This window comes from Idiomarina sp. UBA4206, assembly GCF_002383015.1.
Classification (GTDB): Bacteria; Pseudomonadota; Gammaproteobacteria; order Enterobacterales; family Alteromonadaceae; genus Idiomarina; species Idiomarina abyssalis.
This window is the reverse complement of sequence record NZ_DFTS01000031.1, coordinates 7,567-8,758: the sequence shown is the minus strand read 5'-3', so window position 1 is coordinate 8,758 and position 1,192 is coordinate 7,567. Positions and strand designations below refer to the sequence as shown.

2 protein-coding genes are annotated in these 1,192 nt (G+C 49.6%); both read right to left on the bottom strand.

What is annotated here, in order from left to right:
- A partial coding sequence (locus B3180_RS06465; RefSeq protein WP_286843625.1) for a family 16 glycosylhydrolase occupies positions 1 to 364 on the bottom strand: 364 nt, incomplete at its 3' end.
- 103 nt (positions 365 to 467) lie between these two features.
- The coding region (locus tag B3180_RS06460; RefSeq protein ID WP_286843624.1) for a carbohydrate-binding protein at positions 468 to 1,192 on the bottom strand (725 nt) is incomplete at its 5' end.

The window sequence follows — 1,192 nt, the reverse complement described above, 5'->3', positions numbered from 1 at the left end:
CCAATACATAAGTGTGATACGCGTCGGCGAGTGATGTATTGGCGGTATGAACCTGTTCCGTGTGAATAGTGGGGCGCGAGCTGCCGAGAATAATATTGCTCTGCCATTGTGTTGCATTATTTTTACCGAATACTTCTATATCGATTTCTTCCCAAAACGTATTGCCCACTTCGGAACCATTTTTGTAAGTGAAAAAAGTGGATAACACTCCGCTGGCCTTGGCGACGCGCATGCGCATTTCATAGCGGCCGTATAAGTAGCTATCGCTGGAATAAATTTCTGCGCCTTTGTAAGGCTTGGCAATAGCAAGATGGCTCAGCAATCCCATACTGATCGCTAACAACATACCTAAAATTCGACGCATCAGATTTACCTCATTTACAAAAAACATTGTTAAAAAACAGCAGCAAAAAATAAAAACGGGGGTGCAGGCATTGGGCCCGCAACCCCCAAAGGCTGAAACCCTATTAGATTTTAGTCAGCTTAAGCCAATCAATATTAAAGCCGCCGCTGTTGGCATAAATCGCCAAACTCTGCACCCCGGCGTTCAGATAAATATTGTGGCTGATCGTTTGGTAGTTACCCCAGCCGCCGGTATTGGGTACGCTGATAGTGCCCAGACCTACGCCGTTGCGATCCAAGGTGAACTGCGCGGTGGTAAGCGCCGAGGCAACGCGATACTCCACTTTGTAAGTGCCCGTTTGCGGGATATTCACATTGTTATATTTGAACCACTCACCGGCATCGATATAACCCACGGTGCCGCCGGAGACAGTCACGTTGCCGCCTACTTCGTTAAAACTTTCGGCCTGAATGGTGATAGATGCGGCGGGCGCACTGCTACTGCTGCCACCGCTGGTGTCGCCATCGACGGGTGGTGTACCGCTATAACCGGTTTGACCTTCGCGGGTAAGCGCCAGCACCAGAGTGCCGTTTTTTACCACTACATTATTCGGATCAAAGTCGGCGAGGTTTTCGCCAAAAGTCCAATTGGCTTTGCTCCAGCGGTTGGTATCAAAACTGTTGAAATCATCGCGCCAGCCAGTGCCGAAACTATTGGTTGCGGCGACATAAGGCTTGTACTCAATGTAGTTCACAAATTGGTATACCGGCAGGATGTTGTCATTCCAGGGGCCGACCCACTCGGCGATATTCGCCGCCCAGAGGTTAAAACGCAGATCTTGCGCACTGG